This is a genomic window from Microbacterium sp. (assembly GCF_039812165.1).
GTDB lineage: Bacteria > Actinomycetota > Actinomycetes > Actinomycetales > Microbacteriaceae > Microbacterium.
Window position 1 is genome coordinate 1 of the sequence record NZ_JBDIAB010000109.1, and the last position, 9,991, is coordinate 9,991.

Sequence of the window (9,991 nt, forward strand, 5' to 3'; positions counted from 1 at the left end):
ACCGCACCAGCGCGCGTAACCACATCTGCGCGCGCAGCCGCGTCAGCGCGCGGACGCGCGCTCGACCCGCCCCTGGCGCGACCCGACCGCGCGGCAGACGAGGTAGATCGCGAACGAGATCGTGGTGATGTACGGGCTGACCGGCAGCGTCCCCATGACGGCGAGCAGGATGCCGCCGACCGCGGCCACGACGCCGAACAGCGCCGCGAGCACCGGCACGGCCACCGGTCCCGAGGCGACCCGCATGGCCGCGGCCGCCGGGGTGACCAGGAGCGCCATGACGAGCAGCGCCCCGATGATGTGCACCGCGACGGCGACGACGAGGCCGAGGAGCAGCATGAACGCGAGCGAGACGCCCACGGTGGGGACGCCCCGCGCCGCCGCGGACTGCGGGTCGAGCGAGTCGAACCGCAGCGGCCGCCACACCACGAGGAGGGCGAGCAGCACGACCGTGCAGATCGCGATGAGCCACCCGAGCTGGTCGGACTGCACCGACACGATCTGGCCGGTCAGCAGGCTGAACCGGTTCGCGCTGCGTCCGCTGTAGAGCGACAGGAACAGGATGCCGAGACCCAGGCCGAACGGCATGAGCACGCCGATGATCGAGTTGCGGTCGCGGGCACGGGCGCCGAGCCACCCGATCAGCGCGGCGGCGATGAGCGAGCCCACGATCGAGCCGGTCACGACGTCGGCGCCGATCAGGAGCGCCGCCGCGGCCCCGGCGAACGACAGCTCGCTGATGCCGTGCACCGCGAAGGCCATGTCGCGCTGCATCACGAAGACGCCGATCAGGCCGCCGACGAGGCCGAGGATCGCGCCCGCCCACACCGAGTTCGACACGAGCGCGAGGATCGCCCCGTAGTCGGCGAGCCCGCCGAACAGGGCGTCGGTGACGTCGGGCCAGCTCACGACGCCGCCCCGTGCGAGTGCGGGTGCGGGTCGTGGTCGTGGTGATGGTGCGACTCCTCGGCATCCGGAGCGCCCACGACGACCAGGCGTCCGCCGGCGCGCAGCACGAAGACCGGCGCGCCGTAGAGGTCGCTGAGCACCTCGGAGGTGAGCACGTCGCGGGGAGCGCCGAGCGTGAAGCGTCCGTTCGCGAGGTACAGGATGCGGTCGACCTTGTCGAGGATCGGGTTGACGTCGTGGGTGACCAGCAGCACGGCCGCGCCCGTGCGGCGGTGCTCGTCGATGAGCCGCACGACGGCCTGCTGGTTGGCGAGGTCGAGGCTCGTGAGCGGCTCGTCGGCCAGCAGCAGCCGCGGGTCGTCGGCGAGCGCCTGCCCGACGCGCAGCCGCTGCTGCTCGCCGCCGGAGAGCACGCCGACGGGCCGGTCGGCGTAGCCGTCGGCCCCGACCGCGGTCAGCAGCGCGTCGATGCGCGCGCGATCGCCGCGGCGCGGGAACGGCAGCCCGAAGCGGTGACCGTCGACCCCGAGCGCGACGAGGTCGCGGCCGCGCATCGCAGTGTCGCGCGCGAGCGGGCGCGACTGCGGCAAGTATCCGATGCGACGGTTGCCGCGCCGGCGCACCGGCTCGCCGAGCGCCCGGATGCTGCCGGCGCTGAGCGGCTCGAGCCCGAGGATGGCCTGCAGGAGGGTCGTCTTGCCCGAGCCGCTGGGCCCGAGGACCGCGATGAGCTCGCCGGGCGCCACGTCGAGATCGAGCCCGCTCCACAGTTCACGGCCGTCGCGGCGGATGGCGGCATCCCGGATCTCGAGCGGACTCACCGGGTCAGCGTACCCGCGAGATCGTCGATGTTCTGCTGCATCCAGGTCACGTAGGTGTCGCCGTCGGGCAGGAGCTCGGTGAACTCGAGCACCGGGATGCCCTGCTCGCCGGCGATCTCGACGACCTCGGTGGTCTCGGCGCCGCCGGTCTGGGCGTTGACGATCACGGTGCGGATGTCGCCGGCGGTGAGGATGCCGGTGGCCCCGAGCAGCGTCGCCGGCGGGACGTCCTGCCCCTCCTCGACGGCCTCGCTGAACGCCTCGGGCGTCGCGTTGACGAGGCCGGCGGCGGCGGTGAGGTACAGCGGCACGGGCTCGGTCACGAAGATGCGGTCGCCCTCGTGCGCGGCCTTGAGGTCGGCGAGGGTCGCCTCGAGGCCCTCGATCTCGGCGACGAGCGCGGCGGCGTTGTCCTCGTAGGTCTGCGCGTTCGCGGCGTCGAGCTCGCCCAGCTCGTGCGCGATCTCCTCGACGAGGTGGGCCATGGTGTGCGGGTCGTACCAGACGTGCTCGTTGAACCCCTCGATGTGGTCGTGGCCGTCGTGGGCGTCGCCGTCGGCGTGGGCGTCCTCGGTCGCATGAGCCTCGTCGGTCGCGTGGTCGTCCTCGGCGTGGTCGTCCTCGGCGTGGTCGTGACCGCCGTTCCCGGGCCAGTCGTGCGAGAACTCGGCGGCGGTGAGGACGACGGCATCCGACCCGCTCGACTCCAGCAGGCCGTCGATGAACGCGTCGTAGCCGCCGCCGTTCTCGATGACGAGGTCGGCGCGCGAGATCGTGAGCTGGTCGCGGGCCGACGCCTCGTACGAGTGCGGGTCCTGCGAGATCGACGTGATGATCGAGGTGATGTCGACCAGGTCGCCGCCGACCGTGCTCGCGAGGTCGCCGTAGACGTTGGTGGATGCCACGACCTGCACCTTGCCGTCGCCGGTCGCCGTGGCGGACGGAGCGGCGGACGAGGAGCAGCCGGCGAGGGCGAGGACTGTGGCGGCGGCGAGCGCGAGGGCCGCGAAAGGCTTGCGGGTCATGCCACCAGCGTACGTCTAGTGATAATCGTTCTCAAACTGAGAGCCGGACCCATTTCGGACTTTGGCGCCAGTTTCCTGCTTAGGCCCCTACAAATATGTGGCGCCATCGCAGCGAAGTGGCGCCGACGCTGGCGAAGGTCGCCGCCAGCGCAGGATTCTGGCGCCCTCGCAGAAAGGTGACACCAACCGCTCCGATGCCGCCGCAGCCAGCGCGGGTTTCTGACGCCACCGCAGAAAGGTGACACCAACCGCACAGGGCGACACCGCCACCAGCGCAGATTCCTGGCGCCATTACAGGAAGGTGACACCAACCGCACAGGACGACACCGCAGCCAGCGCAGGTTTCTGGCGCCATCGCAGGAAGGTGACGCCAACCGCACGAGACACCAACCGGAGAGGACACGAACCGGAGAGGACACGAACCGCACGGGGGCGACAACCCCCGGGGCGGAGGCGGCCGCCGGGCAGGCCGACGAGCCCGATCAGTCCAGGAGCAGCGCGGGCTCCTCGAGCACGGCGGCGACGTCGCGGATGAAGCGGCTCATGCCGTCGCCGTCGATCACGCGGTGATCGAACGACCCCGACACCGTCGTGACCCAGCGCGGCCGCACCTCGCCGTCGACCACCCACGGCTTCTGCCGGATCGTGCCCATCGCGACGATCCCCGCCTCGCCCGGGTTGATGATCGGCGTGCCGGCATCCATCCCGAACACGCCGATGTTCGTGATCGTGATCGTGCCGCCCTGCTGGTCGGCGGGCGTCGTCTTGCCCTCGCGCGCCGTGAGCGTCAGCCGCTCGAGCGCCTTGGCGAGCTCCCGCATGTTGAGCGTGTGCGCGTCCTTGATGTTGGGCACCAGGAGGCCGCGCGGCGTCGCCGCCGCGATGCCGAGGTTGACGTACCGGCGCACGCGGATCTCGGCTCCCGACTCGGTCTCCGCCCACGCCGCGTTCACCATCGGCGTGCGGCGGGCGGCCCAGATCACGGCGCGCGCCATGATCAGCAGCGGCGACACCTTGATGTCGGCGAAGTCGGGCGACGCCTTCAGCCGCTTGACGAGCTCCATCGTGCGGCTCGCGTCGACGTCGGTCCACACCGACACGTGCGGGGCGCTGTACGCCGACCCGACCATGGCGGATGCCGTCGCCTTGCGCACGCCCTTGACCGGGATGGTCTCCTCGCGGCCGGCGGCGTCGGGTGCGGGCGCGGGCAGGGCCGCCCCGGCGGCGAGCCGCGACGCGCCGTCGGCGACGACCGGGGCCACCGCCGAGGCCGCGACCTCGGGCGCCACGGGGATGGTCTCCTCGCGCACGTCGCCCCACTCGGGCGTCTGGATGTTGCGGAACACGCTCGCCTGCGAGGCGTGGCTCACGACGTCCTCACGGGTCACCTCGCCGGCGGGCCCGGTGGGGGTCACCGCAGCGAGGTCCACGCCGAGGTCGCGCGCCAGCTTGCGGATCGGGGGCTTCGCGACGACGCCGACGGATGCCTTCACCGGGCGCTCCGCGGGCTTGCGGCGCCGCGAGGTCACCCCGCCGCCGGTGCCGTAGCCGACGAGCACCGAGCCGCCGTCCTCGGGCTCGGCGGGCTTCTCGCCGTGCGCGGAGAGGCCGGACGAGGCATCCGGCGCCGACGCGGCGCCCGCGATCGTGATGATCGGCGTGCCGACCTCGACCGTGTCGCCCTCGGCGGCGAGCAGGTCGCCGACCGTGCCGGCGAACGGCGACGGCAGCTCGACGAGCGACTTGGCGGTCTCGATCTCGACGAGCACGTCGTTGACCGCGACGTCGTCGCCGGGGGCGACGCGCCATTGGACGATCTCGGCCTCGGTCAGTCCCTCGCCGACGTCGGGGAGGTGGAAGGTCTGGGTGCTCATTTCGGTCCTCTCGGTCCTCTCGCCGGCCGCCCCCGACCGCGAGACTCCATCCGTGCGTCGAGACTGCAGACCGGGCGCGCAGTCTCGACGCACCAGTGGAGTCTCGCGGTGGGGAGTGGGGTCATGGGCGGGGCGGGGTCGGCGGGCGATGGTGGAAGGGGCGGCGGACGGGTCAGTAGGCGAGGGTGCGGTCGACGGCCTCGAGGATGCGGTCGGCGTCGGGCAGGTAGGTGCCCTCGAGCTTGGCGGGCGGGAACGGCACGTCGAAGCCCGAGACCCGCAGGACCGGCGCCTCGAGCGCGAAGAAGGCGCGCTCCATGACGGTCGCCGCGATCTCGGAGCCGAGCGACGTGAAGCCGGGCGCCTCCTGCGCGTAGACCATGCGGCCGGTGCGGCGCACCGAGTCGAGGATCGGCCCGTAGTCCACCGGCGACAGCGAGCGGAGGTCGACGACCTCGCACGACGTGCCCTCGCTCTCGGCGAGCGCCGCGGCCTGCAGCAGCGTCGTGACCATCGCCCCGTGGCCGACGAGCGTCACGTCGGTGCCGCGCCGCACGAGCCGCGACGCGTGCAGCGGCAGGGCGCGCGCCGACGTGTCGACCTCGCCCTTCATCCAGTACTTCGCCTTCGGCTCGAGGAAGATCACCGGGTCGCGCGACGCGATCGCGTCCTGGATCATCCAGTACGCGTCGTTGGGGGTGGACGGGCTCACCACGCGCAGTCCGGGCGTGTGCGTGAAGTACGCCTCCGGGCTCTCCTGGTGGTGCTCGACGGCGCCGATGTGGCCGCCGTACGGGATGCGGATGACCACCGGCACGCTGATCGCACCCTCGTGCCGATTCGTCAGCTTCGCCAGCTGCGTCGTGATCTGGTCGAACGCGGGGAACACGAACCCGTCGAACTGGATCTCGCACACCGGCCGGAAGCCCGCCATCGTGAGGCCGATCGCGGTGCCGACGATGCCCGACTCGGCCAGGGGCGTGTCGAGCACGCGCCGGTCGCCGAACTCGGCCTGCAGCCCCTCGGTGACCCGGAACACGCCGCCGAGGCGCCCGATGTCCTCGCCCATGAGCAGCACGTGGTCGTCGGCGGCGAGCGCGGCGCGCAGCCCCGCGTTGAGCGCACGGCTGAACGGCATCGTCGAGACCGGTGCCTCCGGCGCAGTCGCGCCTCGCTGCGGGCTCATGCGGCACCCCCCTCGAACGACGCCTCGTAGTCGGCCAGCCACTGACGCTGCTCCGCGACGAGCGGATGGTCCTCGCTGTAGACGTGCGCGAACATCGTCTCGACGTCGAGCTCCCCCAGCGCGTTCGTGCGCACGCGCACGTCGTCCGCGTAGGCGCGGGCCTCGGCATCCACCCCGTCGAAGAACGCGGATGCCGCACCCCGACCCTCGAGGTACGCACGCATGCGCGCGATGGGGTCGCGGCGCGCCCACCGCGCCTCCTCGTCGGACGTGCGGTACTTCGTGGGGTCGTCGCTCGTCGTGTGGGCGCCCATGCGGTAGGTGAGCGCCTCGATCGCGCGCGGGCCGTCTCCGCCGCGCGCCTCGTCGAGGGCCAGCCGCGTCACCGCGTAGCTCGCGAGCACGTCGTTGCCGTCGAGACGGATCGACGGCATGCCGTACCCCTCGCCGCGGCGCGACAGCGGCGCGCGCGCCTGCGTGGCCACCGGCACCGAGATGGCCCAGTGGTTGTTCTGCAGGAAGAAGACCTCGGGCGTGCGGTAGCTGTTCGCGAACACCATGGCCTCGTGCACGTCGCCCTGACTCGACGCGCCGTCGCCGTAGTAGACCACGACGGCCTCGTCGCGCTCGACGTCGCCGGTGCCGCAGCGCCCGTCGAAGACGAGGCCCATCGCGAGGCCTGTCGCGTGCAGCGTCTGCGCGCCCAGCACGAGCGTGTAGATGTGCACGTTGCCGTTGGCGGGGTCGGTCGGGTTCCAGCCGCCGTGCGTGAGCCCGCGCATGAGCCGGATGATGTCGACGGGGTCGACGCCGCGGATCGTGCACACGACGTGTTCGCGGTACGAGGGGAAGAAGTGGTCCTGCGGCCGCGCGGCGCGCGCCGAGCCGACCTGGGCGGCCTCCTGGCCGAGCGACGGCGGCCACAGCGCCAGCTGCCCCTGCCGCTGGAGGTTCGTGGCCTGCTGGTCGAACGCGCGCACGAGCACCATGTCGCGGTAGAGCGTCTCGAGCTCGGCGTCGTCGAGCGCGTCGATGAGCGGCACGTAGCGCTCGGCGGCCGGAGTGGGCGCGAACGCGCCGCCGTCGTCGAGCACGCGCACGAGCGCGGTGTCGGACGTCTCTGCCTCGGAAGTCGGGGTCATCTTGTTCACGCTACCGTCGGCCGGCATGGGTCTGCGGGAGGCTCTCGACAACGGATGCCGCGATCGCTATCACCCTGTCTACAGATTCCTCCTCGCCGACCGAGATGCGCACACCGTCTCCGGCGAACGGGCGGACGATGAGGCCGGCCTCGGCGAACGCCGCCGCGACGTCGAGGGTCTCGGCGCCGGTGGAGAGCCAGACGAAGTTGCCCTGCGCATCCGGGACGTCCCAGCCGGCGGCGCGCAGGCCCGCGGCGAGGCGGTCGCGCCGCTCGACGATGGCGTCGATGCGCTCGCGCAGCGCGTCCTCGGCGTCGAGGCTCGCGAGCGCGGCGGCCTCGGCGGCGGCGATGACCGACAGCGGGATGCCGGTCGTGCGCGCCGCGTCGAGGATGCTCGGATGGCCGATCGCGTAGCCGACGCGGAGGCCCGCGAGGCCGTACGCCTTCGAGAACGTGCGCAGGATCACGACGTTGTCGTGGCCGGCGGCCCGCACCGCGTCGCCGCGGACGGCGTCCGGATCCGTCACGAACTCGGCGTACGCCTCGTCGAGGACGATCAGGACGTCGCCGGGCACCGCGGCGACGAACGCGTCGAACTCGGCCTGCGTCACCGTCGGGCCGGTCGGGTTGTTCGGGGTGCAGACGATGACGACGCGCGTGCGGTCGGTCACGGCATCCGCCATCGCGACCAGGTCGTGCCGCCCGTCGGCGGTGAGCGGCACCGGCACCGCCGTCGCGCCCGCGACGACCGCGAGGCCGGGATAGGCCTCGAACGAGCGCCACGCGAAGACGACCTCGTCTCCGGGGCCGGCCGCGGCCTGGGTGAGCTGGTAGAGGATCGACACCGAGCCGGCCGCGACGTGGACGCCGTCGGGGCTCACGCCGTGCCGCTCGGCGAGCCGGTCGCGCAGGCGCGCGGCCGAGGCGTCGGGATAGCGGTTGAACGATCCGGCGGCCTGCACCGCGGCGAGCACGCCCGGGAGAGGGTCGAACGGGTTCTCGTTGCTGGACAGCTTGAACGCCTCGTCGCCGGCCTGCTTGCCCTGCCGGTACGGCGGCAGCGCGGCGATCTCGGGGCGGATGCGCACGGGAAGATCGGTCACGGACCGAGTCTACGGACGGGACTCCCCGCGTCTCGGCGGCGCGCGCCGTGCGAGCCGCCCGCGCTCGGCACGCGGGTCGGCGCGGCGCCGGCCGGCCGACTCCCCGCCGACGGCCGGCGCACGCGAAAGGTACGCAACCGGAGGTGCCGGCGGTACCATTCTGGTATGGCCATGACGGTTCGACTCCCCGCCGAGCTCGACGCACAGCTCGAGGCGCTCGCGGCGCGCACGCACACGTCCAAGCACGCCCTGCTGCTCCAAGGCGCCCAGTACGTCGTCGAGCGGGCCGCGCGCTGCGGGCTCGTCGACGACGCGGTCGACTTCGTGCTCTCGCACGACGCCGACCTCCTCCGCCGCCTCGAAGACGCATGACGGACCACCTCTCGCTCGAGGACGCGCTCCACGTCGCGAAGCGGATGGGCTTCCCTGTGCGCGACGCGGGGCTCCTGGCATCCGCTCTCGCCCGTCCGGCGACGACCCTCTTCGGCGCCGACGCGTACGAGACCCTGGAGCTGAAGGCCGCCGCACTGCTGGAGAGCGTCGTGCGCAACCACCCGTTCGTCGACGGGAACAAGCGCAGCGGGTGGACGCTCCTGGTCGCGTTCCTCTGGATCAACGGCCGCAGACACGACTTCACGACCGACGAGGGGTTCGCCCTCGTCATCGGCGTCGCCGAGGGCCGCCTCGACCTCGTCGCCGTCGACGCCCACTTGCGCTCCCACACGCCCGTGCGAGACTGAAGAGACCATGCGCTTCCTCATCCGTGTCGTCATCAACGCGTTCGCGATCTGGGTCGTGACGCTCATCCCGGCACTGCAGATCTCGGTCATCGCGTTCGCGCCGGGCGAGACGCTGCAGCTCGTCCTCACCCTGCTGGCGGTCGCGGCGGTCTTCGCCATCGTGAACACGATCATCGGCACGGTGATCCGCATCGTCGCGATCCCGCTCTACATCCTGACCCTGGGCCTGATCTCCCTCGTGATCAACGGGTTCCTGCTGTGGCTCACCGCGTGGCTCACGCACTGGTGGAACTGGGGCCTGCGCGTCGAGGACTTCTGGCTCGGCATCGTCGGCGCCCTGATCATCTCGGTGATCAACTGGATCTTCGGCATCATCCTGCGCCCGCAGCGCGACAAGGACTGACCGCTCACCGCGCCGACTCGATCGTCGCGGCCAGGTTCTTCGCCGCGGAGGGTCGCGGCTCGGCGACGCGCTCGGCGCCGAAGACCGTCGTCTCGACGGATGCCGCCGCCTCCAGCCCCGCGAACACCTCCCGCACGGCATCCATGCGCGGATCCGCGGAGGCGTCCAGCATCCCGGCGGTCTCGGCGTAGGCGTCGAGGGCGTGCGCGCCGAACGGATGCAGCAGGTCGCGCACGCCCCCGACCGGGTCGGCGGTGCGCTCCGCCACGAAGCTGCCGTGGGCGCCGACCGTCGCGGCGAAGCCGCCCGCGGCGAGCGCGGCCACCGGGTCGTCGGCGTGCCGCAGCGCGACGCCCACCGTGCCCGGGCCCACGTCGGCGTGCACCGGCGACCCGAACGTGACGAGCGTGCGCACCGAGAACTCGTCCTCGAGCGCGAGACGGGCGGCGATCATGCCGCCCTGCGAGTACCCGAACGCGTGCACCGGGTCGTCCGGGCCGGCCCCGACCTGCCGCAGCGCCTCCACGGTCGCCTGGTACGAGGCCGACGGCTCGCCGCCGTACAGCTGCAGGTTCGAGCCGAGATCCCACGCCTCGACGCCGCTCGGGGCCGCCGACTGCGTGCCGGCGACGTAGACCGCGAACTGCCGCGACCCGTCCGGCATCGTGTACCGCTCGACCCGCACGCGCTCGTCGCCCGCGTTCGGCACGCGCGCGACGGCCGCCGCGAGCCCGCGCGGTGCGCTCGCGGGCGTGCCCTCGGCATCGGCGGTGCGGCGCGGGACGA

Annotated in this window: 10 protein-coding genes and 1 pseudogene; 3 read left to right on the plus strand and 8 right to left on the minus strand. The window is 72.6% G+C overall.

The genetic code is table 11. From position 1 onward, the window contains the following. Positions 1–42 precede the first annotated feature (42 nt). From WML84_RS09495 to WML84_RS09525, 7 genes are all read right to left on the minus strand, one after another. Complete coding sequence (locus WML84_RS09495) at positions 43–909, minus strand: metal ABC transporter permease (protein WP_347345903.1); 867 nt, start codon at positions 907–909, stop codon at positions 43–45. Continuing rightward, on the minus strand, positions 906–1,730 hold the full coding sequence (locus WML84_RS09500) for a metal ABC transporter ATP-binding protein (protein ID WP_347345904.1): 825 nt from the start codon (positions 1,728–1,730) through the stop codon (positions 906–908). The genes WML84_RS09495 and WML84_RS09500 overlap by 4 nt, the downstream gene beginning before the upstream one ends. Next, positions 1,727–2,755: a zinc ABC transporter substrate-binding protein gene (locus WML84_RS09505; RefSeq protein ID WP_347345905.1), complete on the minus strand. Its 1,029-nt coding sequence runs from the start codon at positions 2,753–2,755 to the stop codon at positions 1,727–1,729. The genes WML84_RS09500 and WML84_RS09505 overlap by 4 nt, the downstream gene beginning before the upstream one ends. 482 nt (positions 2,756–3,237) lie before the next feature. Beyond that, complete coding sequence (locus WML84_RS09510; protein ID WP_347345906.1) at positions 3,238–4,629, minus strand: dihydrolipoamide acetyltransferase family protein; 1,392 nt, start codon at positions 4,627–4,629, stop codon at positions 3,238–3,240. Positions 4,630–4,801: 172 nt separating this feature from the next. After that, on the minus strand, positions 4,802–5,815 hold the full coding sequence (locus tag WML84_RS09515; RefSeq protein WP_347345907.1) for an alpha-ketoacid dehydrogenase subunit beta: 1,014 nt from the start codon (positions 5,813–5,815) through the stop codon (positions 4,802–4,804). After that, complete coding sequence (locus WML84_RS09520) at positions 5,812–6,957, minus strand: thiamine pyrophosphate-dependent dehydrogenase E1 component subunit alpha (RefSeq protein WP_347345908.1); 1,146 nt, start codon at positions 6,955–6,957, stop codon at positions 5,812–5,814. The genes WML84_RS09515 and WML84_RS09520 overlap by 4 nt, the downstream gene beginning before the upstream one ends. 10 nt (positions 6,958–6,967) lie before the next feature. Then, positions 6,968–8,062, minus strand: coding sequence for a histidinol-phosphate transaminase (locus WML84_RS09525; protein WP_347345909.1), 1,095 nt, complete (start codon positions 8,060–8,062; stop codon positions 6,968–6,970). A gap of 165 nt (positions 8,063–8,227) precedes the next feature. On the opposite strand from WML84_RS09525, the gene WML84_RS09530 reads away from it, so the two are divergent. From WML84_RS09530 to WML84_RS09540, 3 genes are read left to right on the plus strand one after another with little or no spacing between them, the layout of a single operon-like run. After that, positions 8,228–8,434 carry a ribbon-helix-helix protein, CopG family gene (locus WML84_RS09530; protein ID WP_347345910.1) on the plus strand — a complete coding sequence of 69 codons (207 nt, stop codon included), beginning with the start codon at positions 8,228–8,230 and terminating at the stop codon, positions 8,432–8,434. Further along, a complete protein-coding gene (locus tag WML84_RS09535) occupies positions 8,431–8,802 on the plus strand; it encodes a type II toxin-antitoxin system death-on-curing family toxin (RefSeq protein WP_347345911.1) in 372 nt (123 codons plus the stop codon). Before WML84_RS09530 ends, WML84_RS09535 begins: the two co-directional genes overlap by 4 nt. A gap of 7 nt (positions 8,803–8,809) precedes the next feature. Continuing rightward, positions 8,810–9,205, plus strand: a complete 396-nt coding sequence (locus WML84_RS09540; RefSeq protein WP_347345912.1) for a phage holin family protein — start codon at positions 8,810–8,812, stop codon at positions 9,203–9,205. A 4-nt stretch (positions 9,206–9,209) separates the two neighbouring features. On the opposite strand, the pseudogene WML84_RS09545 reads toward WML84_RS09540, so the two are convergent. After that, positions 9,210–9,991, minus strand: a pseudogene (locus WML84_RS09545) (hypothetical protein); the annotation flags it as partial.